Here is a 14,405-nt window from a genome sequence, read left to right as displayed (position 1 = left end):
CCCCGCTCGTCTGATCCCCTGCTGGCTGCGCCGCCCGCCACGCCTGCGCTGACCCCGCTCACCACGGACCGACCGACTCCGCGCGCCCCCTGACTTTCTCGGGGCGCCCGTCGGCGTTCGCGCGTCTGCACGTCACGCCACAGGGGTTCTCTTCCACGGACTTGTCGCCCCCTGTGCGCGTCCCGGCTCGGCGCGCGGGCCACCCACGCCGGTAGAGCGGGAACCACGACACCGGCGACCCAGAGGCGCAAGCTGCCACGGGTGTGGTGGGGCGTTCGAGCCCTGAAGGCAGCCTGTCGCGCGCGTCGAAACCGCCCGCGACCCCCGAATGCGACCGACTGACCGACCGAGGGTCCGCGTCACGCCGTTCCGCCAGGGGCCAGCCCGACACGCCGGCGTGATCGCCGCCGCGTGCAGGGTCGAGGCTTGCCCCTTCGCTCCCTCCTTCCCTCCCTCAGGTCCCTCGGAGTGCACCGGCGACAAGTCCTCCGTTCAGGAATTACATGCATTTCAGTCACAAATCATTGAATTTTTGCGCCATCAATGATCTTGCAAGGTTGCAATAAAGTGATGCCACCATGCACAAGCTGTCCGCCGCCACCGCCCCCCAGGCCGTCCTGTTCGACGCCTACGGCACGCTGTTCGATGTCTACAGCGTGGCGCTGGTGGCCGAGCAGCGCTTTCCCGGCCGCGGCGAGGCGCTGGCGCTGCTGTGGCGCGACAAGCAGATCGAATACACCCGGCTGGTGACGATGAGCGCGCCCGACGGCTCGCGCTACCGCCCGTTCTGGGAGCTGACGCGCGATGCGCTGCGCTTCGCCTGCGCGCGGCTCGGCCAGGTGCTCGACACCGACGCCGAACTGGCGCTGATGAACCAGTACCGCCACCTGAGCGCCTTCCCCGAGGTGCGCGAGGTGCTCGAAGGCCTGAAGGCGCGCGGCATCCCGGCCGGCATCCTGAGCAACGGCGACCCCGGCATGCTCGGCATCGCGGTGCGCAGCGCCGGCCTGGGGCCGCTGCTCGACCATGTCATCAGCGTCGAGCCGGCGCGCGCCTTCAAGACGGACCCGCGCGCCTACGCGCTCGGTCCGAAGACGCTGGGCCTGAATGCGCGCCAGATCCTCTTCGTCTCCAGCAACGGCTGGGACGCCATCGGCGCCACCTGGTTCGGCTACACCACGCTGTGGGTCAACCGCGCCGGCCTGCCGCTGGACCCGCTCGGCACCGAGCCCACCCGCATCGGCACCAGCCTGCGCGACGTGCTCGGCTTCTTCTGATCTGATCCGTTTCGTTCCACCCTCCTTCACCGTTCTCACCGCTCATCCGAGGCTGACACCATGACCGACCGCACCCCCATCCACGGCCTGCAAGTGGCCACCGAGCTGTTCCGCTTCGTCGAGGACAAGGTCCTGCCGGGCACGGGCGTCGACTCGGCCGCCTTCTGGGCCGGCTTCGATGCGATCGTGCGCGACCTGGCGCCGAAGAACGCCGCGCTGCTGCTGGAGCGCGACCGCATCCAGACCGAGATGGACGGCTGGCACCAGGCCAACCCGGGCCCGGTCGCCGACATGGCCGCCTACCGCGCCTTCCTGGAGAAGATCGGCTACATCGTGCCGGTGCCGGCCGAGGTGCAGACCACGACCGCCAACGTCGACGACGAGCTGGCCATCCAGGCCGGCCCGCAGCTGGTGGTGCCGATCCTGAACGCCCGCTACGCGCTGAACGCCGCCAACGCGCGCTGGGGTTCGCTCTATGACGCGCTGTACGGCACCGACGCCATCTCCGAGGAAGGCGGCGCCGAGAAGGGCCGCGGCTACAACCCGGCGCGCGGCGCCAAGGTCATCGCCTTCGCCCGCGACTTCCTCGACCAGGCCGCGCCGCTGGTCAACGCCAGCCACAAGGCCGCTGCCGGCTACGCGGTCGAGGCCGGCCAGCTGGTGGTCAAGACCACCGGCGGCGCCTTCACCGGCCTGGAAGTCCCGGCCCAGCTGGTCGGCTACCAGGGTGACGCCGCCAACCCGACCAGCATCCTGCTGGCGCACAACGGCCTGCACATCGACATCCGCATCGACCGCTCGACCGTCATCGGCGCCAGCGACGCCGCCGGCGTGTCCGACGTGGTGGTGGAAGCCGCGCTGTCGACCATTCTCGACCTGGAAGACTCGGTCGCCGCGGTGGACGCCGAGGACAAGCTGGTCGGCTACGGCAACTGGCTGGGCATCCTGCGCGGCACGCTGACCGAGACCTTCTCGAAGGGCGGCAAGGAAATGACGCGCGGCCTGAACGCCGACCGCGTCTACACCGCCGCCAGCGGCCAGGGCGAAGTGGTGCTGCACGGCCGCAGCCTGCTGTTCGTGCGCAACGTCGGCCACCTGATGACCAACCCGGCCATCCTGTGGGGCGCCGACGGCCGCGAGATCCCCGAGGGAATCATGGACGCGGTCATCACCACGACCATCGCGCTGCATGACCTCAAGGGCCTGGGCACGCCGGGCCTGCGCAACTCGCGCAAGGGCTCGGTCTACATCGTCAAGCCGAAGATGCACGGCCCGGCCGAAGTCGCCTTCGCCTGCGAGCTGTTCAGCCGCGTCGAGCAGCTGCTGGGCCTGGCCGACTCGACCGTCAAGCTGGGCATCATGGACGAGGAGCGCCGCACCTCGGTCAACCTGAAGGCCTGCATCGCTGCCGCCTCGTCGCGCGTGGCCTTCATCAACACCGGCTTCCTGGACCGCACCGGCGACGAGATGCACACCGCCATGCTGGCCGGCCCGATGATGCGCAAGGGCGACATCAAGACGAGCAGCTGGATCGCTGCCTACGAGCGCCGCAACGTGCTGATCGGCCTGCAGTGCGGCCTGCGCGGCCGCGCCCAGATCGGCAAGGGCATGTGGGCGATGCCGGACCTGATGGCCGAGATGCTCAAGCAGAAGATCGGCCACCCGAAGGCCGGCGCCAACACCGCCTGGACGCCGAGCCCGACCGCCGCCACGCTGCACGCGCTGCACTACCACCAGGTGCTGGTGTCGGACGTGCAGAAGGCCATCGAGGCCAGCGGCGACGCCGACAACGCCGAGGTCACCACCAAGCTGCTGACCGACCTGCTGACCATTCCCGTGGTCGCCGAGGCCAAGTGGTCCGACGTCGAGAAGCAGCAGGAGATCGACAACAACATCCAGGGCATCCTGGGCTACGTGGTGCGCTGGGTCGACCAGGGCGTGGGCTGCTCGAAGGTGCCCGACATCAACGACATCGGCCTGATGGAAGACCGCGCGACGCTGCGCATCTCCAGCCAGCACGTCGCCAACTGGCTGCACCACGGCGTGGTGACCGAGGCGCAGGTGCGCGAGTCCTTCGACCGCATGGCCGCCAAGGTCGATGCGCAGAACGCCGGTGACGCCGCCTACAAGTCGCTGGTCGCCAACCCGCAGGGCGCCGCCTTCCAGGCCGCGCTGGACCTGGTCTTCAAGGGCAAGGAACAGCCGAGCGGCTACACCGAGCCGCTGCTGCATGCGTGGCGTCTGAAGGTGAAGGCCGGTCAGGCCTGATCAGAGAACAACGTCGACCAGACGAGCGGCGCCCTGCGGGGCGCCGTTTTTTTTGATGGATGCGCGTGGTCGGTGCTGCCATAAATCTTTTGATCCTCGGATCTGATAAATCGTATTTGTGTGAATCTGTTCTCTTTTTTTGCTTTTTTAGGCGAAATTTTCTTGTTCTGGTGAGTATATTCGATCTGCGGCACCATCCAAGTAGAGTAAGACGGTGTTGTATTTTAAGCGGCGGCCTAGCTGTTTTTTGAGGTTTGGGAGTTGGTATGAAATTATCCAGCAAAAAGCAAGTTGAATATTCTATTGAAGAGCTGAGCATTCTTGAGAAGGTTATTGATTACGCTGATCAACAGAAGCGAGACGCGAGAAATGTTTCTGAGGGGGTGGGCGACGATTTTGCGCGGCAGGCGATATTGGCTATGCGTAGAGACGTATCAATCTATGATCAGTTGAGAAAAAATGGATATGTGAAAACTGTGATTATTGATACGGAGTTGGCGGGACGTGTGGTTATTCGACTGACGCCTGTTGAAGCGAGTACGACAGGAACTGGTGCGGAGATCAGTGGCCCGCATTCACCGTTGGGAAGATTGGCTGTTATTGCTTTATTTGGATATGAAGGAGAAAGCGTAAAATGGGGTGAATATCGTGTAAATGAAGTTCGTCTGTTTGATCGATTTGATGGAGTTGACTTCGAGGTAAATGTTAAAAATTTTTTAAGGATGCAGGTTGATGGCGATCAAGGAAGTGCTGAGATAAAAAACCTCCGTCAATTTGTCAAGGGGGGTGCCGTTGATAATTTGCTTTATATTAAATGTGATGAGGTGGAAAAATCAGAAAATCCTGATGGCGTGGTTGACCAGATCGGCATTCAGAGTGATTTGCGTGAGAAAAGTAATTTACGATTTGCATCTGATTTACTTGTTTCAAAAGAGCGTTCTGATGCAGGTGATGATCTATTTTTAGAGATAGACTATGATTTAGATGATGATTTCAGGATTGGATCTGGGGATTCTGCTTCGGATGGTTATTTTGGGTTAAATGAGAGATTTTTCTCTAATCAAACAATTGATCAGAGTCGAATAATTTCCAGGTCCCCGATGGGGCCTATGTTTGTTGAAGGTGTTGCAGGGTCAGGAAAGACATCTGCTGCGCTTGGTCGAATGAAGATGTTGACTACATTTGATATGCGCGCAGTGACTGATGAAAAAAGTTTTTATCAAATACTTGGGGCTGAGCATGATTACTGGGCTAAGGAATATGCTGGTGAATTTTCTCAAATAAGTTGTGTTGGCTTTGTTCGGACGGGGGAATTAATTAGTTACCTTCGTGAAACATGCAAGCGATTAGATATGCATGATTTGCCTGTCTTTGAGTTTGGGGATTTGCGGGCGAAGCTGATAAAACATTACCAACTCACGTCGGGTGGTGGTCGGACATGGATGGGATCCACCGATGATGAGGTCGTTTCACCCGATATAACAACCATGAATTGGCTTCATGCGACTGACCAAGCAATGTCTCGCTACCTTTCGCAGCATTTGATGAAACAGTTGCCAAAACTGGATGAATTGGTTTGTGTTTTTGACGAGAAATTTCGAGGCCAAGTGAAGCGCGTTGGAATCCCAGCGCTCGCGTTGCTGACCAATCGACTCAAGGAAATATGCGAAGAACTTTCCCTTCCTGCGAAACTAGGTGAATTTTCGTTGGATGGGCTTGCAAGTCGAATTGGTGTCATGTGGGATGAGTTGCGCAAGCGCGTGATGGATCCAAATTTGCTATGGGTAGAGGTCGGGACGCAGTCCTTTTTTGCTGCTGATGCGCGTGCGCTGGCGGAGCAAATGATTTTTAAGAAGGCGGCTCTTTATCGTCGATCTGGACAGCGCATGGTCTTTGCTGATGCTCGAGGAATCGTTGATAAAGCCTTGAGGTTTTGTCGCGCTCCTAAGGGACCGGAAGTTTCCTTGGATGTGAATTCCATTGCTTTGCTTAAAGCTGGCCAACTTTTTGTGCGAGATGCAAGGGGTGAAGATTTTCCATGTGTAGTTGTTGGTTTGAATCAATTGTATTTGGCGTTGTCTCCGGAATCTACTGAAAAAATTTTTCAGCGTATTGATAATCAGCTCCAGCCACTCTCTATTCAGAAGGGCTTAGGTCGATTGAAGCTTCCCGTGCACGGAGGAGGTAATTCAACACCAGATTCTGTATTCACTCAACGTATTTTGACTAGGTTAATGGCTCCGTTTCAGGCGCTTCCTGATCTTTATCTGGAGGCTTTGTGTGGGTATATGGAGTGCTTTCCCTCTCGCGATTTGGTGAAGGCTACATCAAATAGATTGGTGAATCTAAGATTAAAAGAAGAGGATAAGGATTTATTGTTGTGTGTTGCGCATGTTTTGTGCCGAGGGTACTCGCAGAAGGCGTTTAAGTCATTGTTGGCGCCACAGGGCTATCAGGCTGTTTTTGTGGATGAAGTCCAAGACTTTACCGAACAACAAGTTTATTTGATGGTGCAGCAGGCAAATAAAAAATATCGTGCCGTGACAGTTGTTGGTGATTTGGCTCAAAAGTTGCATCACGGTAATTCAATCGACGTTGAGGCTTGTTTTCCTGGGCAATCAGTTCCTCGTGTAAAGCTTTCTGATAATCTCAGGCAAACGAATGTTCCTGGATTATCTTTGTTTAGTGCGATTTTTCGATCTGTTTTTAATGGGGATGCCTTGCCTGCACATAAAATTGTGTTGCGTGCTAAGGCGGATGGAGATGCCGTCGTGCGCCCAAAAATTGTCAAGTGTGTTGATAACTCAGAGGTTGATGCAGAAATTTTGAGTGCACTCAAAAAAATAAATGATCACCATACAGTAGCAGTTCTTTTTCCGAACTCAAAAATTGCTGAACGTACATATAAAAGAATGATGGGTGTGCTGCGAGAGGAAATGATTGATGCTGAGATTTCTGAGACAGTTAATCTGTCGCGTCGGCATGTAAGACATTTCGCAGACGTGGCTAATGCGAAAGGGTTGGAGTTTGATGATGTGTTGTTGGTGCATACGGAAAGTTTTGATTTCGATGCTATATCTGATATTAATAGATTTTATGTTGGTATTACTCGCGCAAGACGATCATTAACTCTGGTTCATCGAAAAAGTTCGGTTCATGGGAAACTGTTGGCGGTTATCAAAAAATTTGATGCGCTTTTGAAGAATTGATGGCGAGGGCCCACGATGGGGGCCGCAGTGCCCTGCGTGGGTGCCCGCCTTCGCGGGCATGACGGGGAGGGAGCGCGGGCATGACGGGGGCGGTGGTGCGCGGGCATGACGGGTGTGATCCGGCGCGGCCGCGCGGAAGATGGTGCAATGCCCTCTTTGCCCGCCGCTGCCGCCCGATGCTCGATGCCGCCCTGCTCCGCCATGCCCTGATCCTGGGCCTGATCTCCGCGATCGGGCCGTTCGCGATCGACATGTACCTGCCGGCGATGCCGCAGATGGCGCAGGCGCTGGGCGCGAGCGCGGCCGAGGTGCAGATGAGCCTGACGGCCTTCTTCGTCGCGCTCGGGCTGTGCCAGATGGTCTACGGGCCGCTGTCGGATCGCTTCGGGCGGCGCGTGCCGCTGATGGTTGGGCTGGGGCTGTTCGTGCTGGGCAGCCTGGGCTGCGCGCTGGCGCCGGATGCGCGCACGCTGATCGCGATGCGCTTCGTCGCCGGCGTGGGCGCCTGCGCCGGCATGGTCATTCCGCGCGCGGTCGTGCGCGATCTGCACACCGGCGTCGAGGCCGCGCGGCTCGGCGCGATGCTGATGCTGGTGTTCAGCGTCTCGCCGATCCTGGCGCCGCTGGCCGGCAGCCTGGTGGTGGCGCTGGCGGGATGGCGCTGGATCTTCGGCTGCATCGTCGTGCTGGGGCTGCTCGCGCTGACGCTGGTGCTGACGCAGCTGCAGGAGAGCCGCCCGGTCGAGGCGCGTCGCGGCACCACGCTGGCGGGCACGCTCGCGGCGGTGGCCGAGCTGCTGCGCGACGGCCATTTCCGTGCGCTGGCGCTGACCGGCGCCTTCGCGATGTCGGGCTTCATGGCCTATCTGGGCCATTCGTCCTTCGTGATGATCGAACACCACGGCGTGACGCCGACGCAGTACGGCCTGCTGTTCGGGCTGAACGCCGCGGCCTTCATCGGCGCGGCGCAGCTCAATGTGCGGCTGTGCCAGCGCCACGGCCTGCCGTGGGTGATCCGGCGCGGTCTCGCGGGCTATCTGGCGGCCAGCGCGCTGCTGCTGGCGCTGACGCTCGCCGGCGTCGACCGGCTCGAGGTGCTGGTGGCGCTGCTCTTCGTCGCCTACGGCGGCCTGGGGCTGGTGGCGCCGACGGTGCCGGTGCTGGCGCTGGAGCGCCACGGCGCGATCGCCGGCACCGCCTCGGCGCTGATCGGCACGGTGCAGATGGTCTGCGGCGCGCTGGTGATGTCGCTGGTGTCGGCGCTGGGCGGCCATGCGCATGGCGCGCTGCCGATGGTGGCGGGCGTGGCCGGCTGCGCGCTGCTGGCCAGCCTGGTCGGCCGGCCCGCGCTGTCGTCGGCCGCGGCCACGCCGGCCGCTATCGGCTGATGGCGCGCACGCCCTTGTAGCCGAGCATCAGGAACACGACGGCCACCAGCAGGAACAGCACGAACAGCACCTTGGCGATGCCCGCCGCGCCGGCGGCCATGCCGGTGAAGCCGAACATGCCGGCCACCAGCGAAATCACGGCGAAGATCAGAGCCCACTTGAGCATGATCGGTCTCCTGGTCGAATGGGTCGAATGAGTCGGAAAGGGCGTCAGCCCATCGGTGCCGGGGCGTGTCCGGGCTCGCGCACCGGCTCGCCGATGCCCGGCGGCTGGGGATCCGTGATCGGCGGAGCGACCGGATCGGGCGCCGCCGGCGGCGGCATCTCCTGCGGCGGAACCGGCATCGGCTCCACCGGCTGCGGTGCGGGCACGGTCATCGCGCCCATGTCACCACATCCGCTGCAGGCGTTCCTGCTCCGAGCGCCGCGCCACTCGCCAGCAGGCGTCGCCGAAGCGCGCCTGCTGCAGTCCCGCCATGCGGTCGAGCTCGCCGTCGGCCTGCATCAGCGTGTTCAGGCTGGCCCAGCCGAGGGCCTGCTTCATCAGTCCGCGGGCCGTCACGATGCGGCCCTGGATCTGGTCCCGATTGATCAGCAGCATGGGAGCTCTCCCTGCGAGAGTGGCGTGGTGGCGAGAGGTCAGGCGCCCGGCGTCAGGCCGGTCAGATCTTCTTGACCGCGTCGGCGGCCTTTTCCTTGGCGTCGCCGTAGTTCGACTGGGTCTTGCCGGCGACCTGGTCGATGCGGCCTTCGGCCTCCAGCTTCTTGTTGCCGACCACCTTGCCGGCGGCTTCCTTGATGTGGCCCTTGACGGTTTCCAGGCGGCCTTCGACTTGATCCTTGTTCATGGCATGACTCCTTGGGGTGGGTTGGCTGGTGCGGCGAAGTGCCGTTCCATGGGAGTCATGGTCGCTGCGGGGCGGGCCGGGCTGCATCGGCCGCGGGCGCGGGAGGCTGTAGGACGGCGCGCCTACACTGGCGCCACCATGTCCGACGAGAACCAGATCCTCATTCCCGAGTCCTTCCTCGACCTGCACCGCGACCGCAGCCGCACCCGGCTGCGCACGCCGGTGGCGCAGGTGCGCGAGCGCTACGAGCTCTGCGAGGACCTGTCGCAGCAGCTGGTGGCGCAGGCGCAGCACATCCACTTCGACCTCGGCGTGTCGGAGGACGAGGTGCTGGTGCGCATCGAGCAGGGGCTGGCGCAGCCCGACGCCGGCCTGTCGGCCGACGAGGCGGCCTGGGTGGTGCGCCGCCTGGCCGAGCTGCTGATGTGGGACTGAATCAGCCGCCCGTCTTGGCCGGCTCGCGCAGGAAGATCTCGACGCGGCGGTTCTTCGCGCGGCCCTCGGCGGTGGCGTTGTCGGCGATCGGCTGGTGCTCGCCGCGGCCTTCGGTGTGGATGTGGGCGGCCGGCGCGCCCTGGGCGACCAGGTAGTCGCGCACCGCGTCGGCGCGGTCCTTCGACAGCGGGTTGTTGATCGCGTCGCTGCCCTGGCTGTCGGTGTGGCCGATGATCTGCACGTTCATCGAGCCGTCGAGGCCGCGGGCGAACTTGCTCAGGATCGGCGCCATGTCGGGTCGGATGTTGGCGCGGCCGGTGTCGAAGGAAATGTCGCCGGGCAGGTTGACGCGCAGCTGGTTGTCCTCGGTGCGCGCCACGGTCACGCCGGTGCCGGCGGTGGCCTGCTCCATCTCGTGGCGCTTCTCCTCCATGCGCCTGGACCACAGGTTGCCGGCGACCGCGCCGATGGCGCCGCCGACCACCGCGCCGGTGCCGGCCTTGCCGCCGGTGGTCTTGCCGATGACCGCGCCGACGCCGGCACCGATGCCCGCGCCGATCGCGGTGCCCTTCTGGCTCTGGGTCATGTCGGCGCAGCCGGCCAGCAGCACCGAGGCGGCCGCGGCGGTGGCGACAAGAGAGGTCATGACCAGGCGGGACGGGATGATGTTCTTCATGCGTTTTCTCCAGACGGAAAGGAATCCGGCAGGCCGGGCCGCAGCGAGATCGGCCAGGTACCTGCTGGTGTCACTTTGACGCGACGCAGTCTGTCGCGGTTGACAGGGCTTCGATTCCCGCGGGCTTAAGAAGGTTGCAGGACAGGTGCAACGGCTGTATCCGTTCCTTGCGTTCCTGCGGCCGGACGACGGCGGGCCCGGGGCGGCGACAATCGCGCCATGCCTGCCGTCCTGAACCCCTCGCCCCTGTTCCTTCCCTGCGCCGCCGGCGTCGAGCCGCTGCTGGTCGACGAGGTCCGTGCCATCCTGACGGCCGCCGGTGCGCCGCGTGCGGCCGAGTCGGTCCGTGCGGGCCGCGGCGGCGTGTCGCTGATCGGCAGCCCGGCCACCGCGATGCGGCTCAACCTCGAGAGCCGGCTGGCGCAGCGCGTGCTGTGGCAGGTCGCCGAGGGCGGCTACCGCGACGAGCGCGATCTCTACGAGCTGGCCTGCAGCGTGAGCTGGTCCGACTGGATCACGCCGCGCCAGACGCTGCGGGTGGACACCACCGCGGTGCGCTCGCCGCTGCAGAGCCTGCACTTCGCCTCGCTGCGCATCAAGGACGCCGTCTGCGACGTGATGCGCGAGGACAGCGGCGAGCGGCCGAACGTCGATCCGCACCGCCCCGACCTGTCGCTGGTGCTGCACCTGCACGAGGACCACGCGACGATCTCGGTCGACCTCAGCGGCGAGGCGCTGTTCAAGCGCGGCTGGCGCGAGGCCAAGGGCGAGGCGCCGCTGAAGGAGACGCTGGCCGCGGCGATGCTGGCCGCCGCCGGCTGGCACGGCCGGCCCGAGGACGGCGCGCTGCTCGACCCCTGCTGCGGCGCGGGCACCATCGCGATCGAGGCGGCGCAGATCGCCTGCGGCATCGCGCCGGGCCTGCAGCGCAGCTTCGCCTTCGAGCGGCTGCAGCCCTTCCGCCTCGAGGCCCCGGCCTGGCAGGCGATGAAGGCCGAGGCGCGCGCGCGGGTGCATGCGCCGGCGGTGCCGGTCTTCGCCGGCGACGTGTCCTTCCGGATGACCGACTTCGCCACCCGCAATGCCGAGCGGGCCGGCGTCGCGCACGCGATCGAGTTCAAGACGATGGACGCGCTGCAGCGCCCCTGTCCGGCCGAGCGCGGCGTGCTGGTGCTCAATCCGCCCTACGGCGAGCGCATCGATGCCAAGGGCACCGGCTCGGCCGGCCAGGCCGCGCGCCTGGTGCGCGAGGACTTCGAGGGCGGCGGCACCTCGCAGGCCTTCTTCTCGTCGCTGGCGGCGCACTGGAAGCGCCACTACGCCGGCTGGACCGCCTGGGTGCTGACGCCGGACGCGAAGCTCGGCCAGGCGATGCGCCTGAAGGAGAGCCGGCGCGTGCCGATGTGGAACGGCCCGATCGAATGCCGGCTGCTGCGCTTCGATCTGGTCGCCGGCTCGAACCGCGCCGGCCGGCCGGCCGAGGGCGCACCGGTGCGTGACGCCGATCAAGACTCCTGATACCTAGTGGGGCATATTGACGGGGTGGCTGCCGCACTGGCGGCGGCCGTCCTGCCGGAGTCCGTCATGCCTGCCTCGTCTTTTCCGCGCTCTCTTGCCCTGCCGGTCTCGCGCCGCCGCCTGACGCAGGCGCTCGCGCTGCTGTCGCTGCCGGCCCTGGCGCTGTCGACCGTCCGCCCGGCGCGCGCGGCCCCGCCGCCGGTATCGCAGGCGGCGATGGTCGCGTTCGACGGGCTCTACATTCCGGCGCTGTTCCTGACCGGCGCCGCGCCGAAGTCCGACGAGGGCCCGGCCCGCGCGGGCGCGGCGATGCTGCGCCTGCAGCAGGCGTGGCCGCAGCAGCGCCCCGCGCTGCAGGCGCTGGCGCCGTCGGCGCGCCCGTGGCGCGAGGCGCTGGCGGCGGTGGACCGTCATCTGGCCCGGGCGACCGCCGAGGTCGGCGAGCGCCGCTGGGAAGCCTCGCACGAGACGCTCGAGCGGGTGCGCGAGACGCTGTTCGAGGCCCGGCGCGCGCTCGGCATCGACTACGCGCTCGACGACTTCACCGCCTTCCACGGTGCGATGGAGGCGATCGCCAACCGCAGAGCGGTGCCGCCGGCGCAGCGCGAGGCGCTCGAGCGCGACTATGCCCGCGCGCGGGCGCTGTGGCGCCGCATCGAGCGGCTGGAGCTCGACCCGGCGCGCTGGGGCCTGTCGCCGGCGCGGCAGGCGCAGCTTCGCCAGGGCCTGGCCGACGAGGACCGTGCGCTGGCCCGGCTGTCGCGGGCGCTGGCCGCCGGTGCGCCCGAGGCCGAGCTGCTGCAGGCCGGCGCGGCGCTCAAGGGCCCGTTCGTCAAGGCCTACACCGCCTTCGGCTGGCCGGCGGGCGAGACGCCGGCGCTGGCGGGCTGAGGCCGTCGCCGGCCTCGGCGCTCACCTCAGCGCGCCGAACACCGCCTTGAGAATCCTGCTGCCGGTGCCGATCGGATCCTGGCGGATCTTCTTCTCCTCCTCGGCGATCATCGTGTAGACGCCGTCGAGCGCGCGCTCGGTGACGTAGCGCTCGATGCTGGCCTGCTGCTCGCCGATCAGGCCGAGCTTCTGCGCCTGGCCGGCGATGGCGTTGTACTTCTGCGCCAGCGAGACCTTCTGCGTCGCGGCGGTGACGATGGGCAGGAACTTCTCGCCCATCGGCGTGCGGGTGCGCTCGCGGAAGAACTCGGTCGCGGCGGTCTCGCCGCCCTGCAGCACCTGCAGCGCATCCTTGACCGACATCGACTTGACCGCGCCGACCAGCAGCGACTTCGCCTGCGGCACCGCCTGCTCGGCGGCGCGGTTCATCGCGGTCTCGAGCGCGTCGACGCGCGCGCCCTGGCCGAGCGTGCGCATCAGCTGCGCGGCCTGCTGCAGCCCCTCGGGCAGCGCGATGCGCACCAGCGGGTTGTTCAGGTAGCCGCCGTCGCGGCCGAGCGTGTCGACCGCCACGCCCGCACCGCGCTCGAGCGCGGCGCGCAGGCCCTGGGCGGCCTCGCCTTCGCCCAGCGCATGGGCCGGGCGCAGCGCGAAGGGCGCCAGGCCGAGCAGGCCCAGCGCCAGCAGCCCGCGGCGGGGCAGACGGGCCGGGGCGATCATCAGGTCGACGGACGACGGGGAGCGGGACATCGCGGCATTCCTCCAGCAGCGGTTCTTCGGCAGAACCCGCCGGAGCGCGGGTTCCTCATCTCAACGGCGGGATGATGCCCCGCGCCGACCGCCGCGGGCGCCGTGCCGGAGTCGGGGACAAGCTGGCGGAAACATTCCCCCGCACCGTGCCGCTCTCCGGCAGCCCGCGCAGCACCTCGTCGGCATCGAGCGAGCCGATCGGGATCGACGGGTCGCGCGGCAGCCGCCCCTGCGCGATCAGGCTCTCGTAGCGCAGCGCGCTGACGCGCAGGAAGGAGCTGAAGTTGCCCACCGCGCCGCGCTCGGCCACCAGCTCGTCGTAGAGCCGCTCGATCAGCTGCACCACGCCCAGGCCGTCGCGCCGGGCGATCTCCTCGAGCACCTGCCAGTAGAGGTTCTCCAGCCGCAGGCTGGTGACGACGCCGTGCAGCCGCACCGAGCGGGTGCGGCTGTCGTAGCTGTCCGGATCGGCGCTGACGAAGATGCGGCACATCGCGCGGCGCTCCGTTCAGAGCGCGATGCGCGTGCCCAGCACCTCCAGGAACTGCGCCAGCCAGGCCGGATGCGCCGGCCAGGCCGGCGCGGTGACCAGGTTGCCGTCGGTGATGGCCTGGTCGACGGGAATGCTGGCGTACTCGGCGCCGGCCAGCTCGACCTCGACCTGGCAGGCCGGGTAGGCCGACAGGCGCCGGCCGCGGATGCGCCCGGTGGCCGCCAGCAGCTGCGCGCCGTGGCAGACGGCGGCCACCGGCTTGGCCGCGTCGAGAAAGTGGCGGGTGATCGCGATCACCTCGGCGTTCATGCGCAGGTACTCCGGCGCTCGCCCGCCCGGAATGACCAGCGCGTCGTAGCGCTCGGCGCGCACGTCGGAGAAGGAGAAGTTCAGCGTGAAGCGGTGGCCCGGCTTCTCGCTGTAGGTCTGCTGGCCCTCGAAGTCGTGGATCGCGGTCATCACGAAGTCGCCGGCGGCCTTGCCCGGGCAGACCGCATGCACCGTGTGCCCGACCGCCTGCAGCGTCTGGAAGGGCACCATCGTCTCGTAGTCCTCGGCGTAGTCGCCGCACAGCATCAGGATCTGGCTCATGTCGCGGGGGCCTCCAGGGGTGTCCGCCCGGTGCGGGCGGGATCGACCGCATTGTTGGGCC

The 14,405-nt window shown here is 65.4% G+C and carries 15 protein-coding genes; 7 read left to right on the top strand and 8 right to left on the bottom strand.

Features of this window, described 5'->3' with window-relative positions:
• The first annotated feature begins 578 nt into the window (after positions 1-578).
• The 4 genes from HNQ01_RS00585 (at position 579) to HNQ01_RS00570 (ending at position 8,142) form a co-directional block, all read left to right on the top strand.
• Positions 579-1,277: a haloacid dehalogenase type II gene (locus HNQ01_RS00585; protein ID WP_173803374.1), complete on the top strand. Its 699-nt coding sequence runs from the start codon at positions 579-581 to the stop codon at positions 1,275-1,277.
• Positions 1,278-1,337: 60 nt separating this feature from the next.
• The gene (locus tag HNQ01_RS00580) at positions 1,338-3,545 is read left to right on the top strand and encodes a malate synthase G (protein WP_173803373.1); all 2,208 of its coding nucleotides are present in this window, start codon (positions 1,338-1,340) and stop codon (positions 3,543-3,545) included.
• A gap of 266 nt (positions 3,546-3,811) precedes the next feature.
• On the top strand, positions 3,812-6,754 hold the full coding sequence (locus HNQ01_RS00575) for an ATP-binding domain-containing protein (protein WP_173803372.1): 2,943 nt from the start codon (positions 3,812-3,814) through the stop codon (positions 6,752-6,754).
• A gap of 176 nt (positions 6,755-6,930) precedes the next feature.
• A complete protein-coding gene (locus tag HNQ01_RS00570) occupies positions 6,931-8,142 on the top strand; it encodes a multidrug effflux MFS transporter (RefSeq protein ID WP_173803371.1) in 1,212 nt (403 codons plus the stop codon).
• Here the strand turns inward: HNQ01_RS00570 and HNQ01_RS00565 are convergent.
• The 4 genes from HNQ01_RS00565 to HNQ01_RS00550 form a co-directional block, all read right to left on the bottom strand.
• Entirely contained in the window at positions 8,132-8,308 is a 177-nt protein-coding gene (locus tag HNQ01_RS00565; protein WP_173803370.1) for a DUF1328 domain-containing protein, read from the bottom strand. The two genes, HNQ01_RS00570 and HNQ01_RS00565, sit on opposite strands and share 11 nt — an antisense overlap.
• Before the next feature lie 44 nt (positions 8,309-8,352).
• Positions 8,353-8,529 (bottom strand): hypothetical protein, encoded by a 177-nt coding sequence (locus tag HNQ01_RS00560; RefSeq protein WP_173803369.1) that lies wholly within the window; start codon positions 8,527-8,529, stop codon positions 8,353-8,355.
• A 1-nt stretch (position 8,530) separates the two neighbouring features.
• Positions 8,531-8,743, bottom strand: a complete 213-nt coding sequence (locus HNQ01_RS00555; protein WP_173803368.1) for a CsbD family protein — start codon at positions 8,741-8,743, stop codon at positions 8,531-8,533.
• A gap of 61 nt (positions 8,744-8,804) precedes the next feature.
• A complete protein-coding gene (locus tag HNQ01_RS00550; RefSeq protein WP_149505006.1) occupies positions 8,805-8,990 on the bottom strand; it encodes a CsbD family protein in 186 nt (61 codons plus the stop codon).
• Positions 8,991-9,128: 138 nt separating this feature from the next.
• Between HNQ01_RS00550 and HNQ01_RS00545 the strand changes: the two genes are divergently transcribed.
• Positions 9,129-9,425 (top strand): hypothetical protein, encoded by a 297-nt coding sequence (locus tag HNQ01_RS00545; RefSeq protein WP_173803367.1) that lies wholly within the window; start codon positions 9,129-9,131, stop codon positions 9,423-9,425.
• A gap of 1 nt (position 9,426) precedes the next feature.
• Here HNQ01_RS00545 and HNQ01_RS00540 read toward each other — a convergent pair whose 3' ends face one another.
• Positions 9,427-10,101: a YiaD family glycine zipper/OmpA-like lipoprotein gene (locus HNQ01_RS00540; RefSeq protein ID WP_173803366.1), complete on the bottom strand. Its 675-nt coding sequence runs from the start codon at positions 10,099-10,101 to the stop codon at positions 9,427-9,429.
• Between the two features lie 219 nt (positions 10,102-10,320).
• Here HNQ01_RS00540 and HNQ01_RS00535 point away from each other — a divergent pair, with 219 nt between their 5' ends.
• Together HNQ01_RS00535 and HNQ01_RS00530 are read left to right on the top strand one after the other, a co-directional pair.
• Positions 10,321-11,619 (top strand): THUMP domain-containing class I SAM-dependent RNA methyltransferase, encoded by a 1,299-nt coding sequence (locus HNQ01_RS00535; protein ID WP_173803365.1) that lies wholly within the window; start codon positions 10,321-10,323, stop codon positions 11,617-11,619.
• A gap of 66 nt (positions 11,620-11,685) precedes the next feature.
• Positions 11,686-12,510 (top strand): hypothetical protein, encoded by an 825-nt coding sequence (locus tag HNQ01_RS00530; protein WP_173803364.1) that lies wholly within the window; start codon positions 11,686-11,688, stop codon positions 12,508-12,510.
• 21 nt (positions 12,511-12,531) lie between these two features.
• Here HNQ01_RS00530 and HNQ01_RS00525 read toward each other — a convergent pair whose 3' ends face one another.
• The 3 genes from HNQ01_RS00525 to HNQ01_RS00515 are packed head-to-tail and all read right to left on the bottom strand — an operon-like array spanning position 12,532 to position 14,344.
• The gene (locus HNQ01_RS00525; RefSeq protein ID WP_173803363.1) at positions 12,532-13,260 is read right to left on the bottom strand and encodes a DUF4197 domain-containing protein; all 729 of its coding nucleotides are present in this window, start codon (positions 13,258-13,260) and stop codon (positions 12,532-12,534) included.
• 55 nt (positions 13,261-13,315) lie between these two features.
• Positions 13,316-13,753, bottom strand: a complete 438-nt coding sequence (locus HNQ01_RS00520) for a ribbon-helix-helix domain-containing protein (RefSeq protein ID WP_173803362.1) — start codon at positions 13,751-13,753, stop codon at positions 13,316-13,318.
• A 15-nt stretch (positions 13,754-13,768) separates the two neighbouring features.
• A complete protein-coding gene (locus HNQ01_RS00515; protein WP_173803361.1) occupies positions 13,769-14,344 on the bottom strand; it encodes a DJ-1/PfpI family protein in 576 nt (191 codons plus the stop codon).
• Positions 14,345-14,405: the final 61 nt, after the last annotated feature.

Origin of the sequence: Sphaerotilus uruguayifluvii (genome assembly GCF_013294065.1) — a bacterium.
In the GTDB taxonomy this organism is placed as follows: domain Bacteria; phylum Pseudomonadota; class Gammaproteobacteria; order Burkholderiales; family Burkholderiaceae_C; genus Sphaerotilus; species Sphaerotilus uruguayifluvii.
Note: the sequence above shows the minus strand (reverse complement) of the source record. Positions and strands in the feature narration are given on the sequence as shown.

Excerpts from the sequence above, each read along its gene's own strand:
- HNQ01_RS00580 (WP_173803373.1), top strand. The coding sequence starts at position 1,338 with ATGACCGACCGCACCCCCATCCACGGCCTGCAAGTGGCCACCGAGCTG.
- HNQ01_RS00545 (WP_173803367.1), top strand. The coding sequence starts at position 9,129 with ATGTCCGACGAGAACCAGATCCTCATTCCCGAGTCCTTCCTCGACCTG.
- HNQ01_RS00565 (WP_173803370.1), bottom strand. The coding sequence starts at position 8,308 with ATGCTCAAGTGGGCTCTGATCTTCGCCGTGATTTCGCTGGTGGCCGGC.
- HNQ01_RS00525 (WP_173803363.1), bottom strand. The coding sequence starts at position 13,260 with ATGTCCCGCTCCCCGTCGTCCGTCGACCTGATGATCGCCCCGGCCCGT.
- HNQ01_RS00520 (WP_173803362.1), bottom strand. The coding sequence starts at position 13,753 with ATGTGCCGCATCTTCGTCAGCGCCGATCCGGACAGCTACGACAGCCGC.
- HNQ01_RS00575 (WP_173803372.1), top strand. The coding sequence starts at position 3,812 with ATGAAATTATCCAGCAAAAAGCAAGTTGAATATTCTATTGAAGAGCTG.
- HNQ01_RS00530 (WP_173803364.1), top strand. The coding sequence starts at position 11,686 with ATGCCTGCCTCGTCTTTTCCGCGCTCTCTTGCCCTGCCGGTCTCGCGC.
- HNQ01_RS00585 (WP_173803374.1), top strand. The coding sequence starts at position 579 with ATGCACAAGCTGTCCGCCGCCACCGCCCCCCAGGCCGTCCTGTTCGAC.
- HNQ01_RS00570 (WP_173803371.1), top strand. The coding sequence starts at position 6,931 with ATGCTCGATGCCGCCCTGCTCCGCCATGCCCTGATCCTGGGCCTGATC.
- HNQ01_RS00540 (WP_173803366.1), bottom strand. The coding sequence starts at position 10,101 with ATGAAGAACATCATCCCGTCCCGCCTGGTCATGACCTCTCTTGTCGCC.
- HNQ01_RS00515 (WP_173803361.1), bottom strand. The coding sequence starts at position 14,344 with ATGAGCCAGATCCTGATGCTGTGCGGCGACTACGCCGAGGACTACGAG.
- HNQ01_RS00535 (WP_173803365.1), top strand. The coding sequence starts at position 10,321 with ATGCCTGCCGTCCTGAACCCCTCGCCCCTGTTCCTTCCCTGCGCCGCC.
- HNQ01_RS00560 (WP_173803369.1), bottom strand. The coding sequence starts at position 8,529 with ATGGGCGCGATGACCGTGCCCGCACCGCAGCCGGTGGAGCCGATGCCG.
- HNQ01_RS00550 (WP_149505006.1), bottom strand. The coding sequence starts at position 8,990 with ATGAACAAGGATCAAGTCGAAGGCCGCCTGGAAACCGTCAAGGGCCAC.
- HNQ01_RS00555 (WP_173803368.1), bottom strand. The coding sequence starts at position 8,743 with ATGCTGCTGATCAATCGGGACCAGATCCAGGGCCGCATCGTGACGGCC.